This is a genomic window from Bacteroides sp. MSK.20.82 (assembly GCF_019052485.1).
Taxonomy (GTDB): domain Bacteria; phylum Bacteroidota; class Bacteroidia; order Bacteroidales; family Bacteroidaceae; genus Bacteroides; species Bacteroides thetaiotaomicron.
In genome coordinates this window covers 1-317 of record NZ_JAHQUN010000160.1, presented here as the reverse complement: position 1 = coordinate 317, position 317 = coordinate 1, and the positions used below count along the sequence as shown (strand labels likewise).

Genomic DNA, 317 nt, shown 5'->3' with positions numbered 1-317 from the left:
CAGGCCGGTGGCTTGAAAGAAGCCGCCTCCACTGTCCGCATTGATGTGTCGAGACGAATCAAGAATCCCCGTAGTACCGCGGATAATGATACTATCGGTCAGATGTATACCTTCTCTTTAAAGGATGGTTTTGTCATTGACGGTCAGCCCGGTTTTATCCTTCAGCCTTATGATGAAGTTTATGTCCGTCGCAGTCCGGGTTATCAGGCACAACAGAATGTAGTCATTGATGGTGAAATCCTTTTCGGAGGAAATTATGCCATGACCAGCCGTGAGGAACGTCTTTCCGATCTGGTGAATAAAGCGGGTGGTCCTAC

The 317-nt window shown here is 48.3% G+C and carries 1 pseudogene; it reads left to right on the top strand.

Annotation, left to right across the window (positions count from 1 at the left end):
* Positions 1-317: pseudogene (locus tag KTR07_RS28280) on the top strand (capsule biosynthesis protein); the annotation flags it as partial.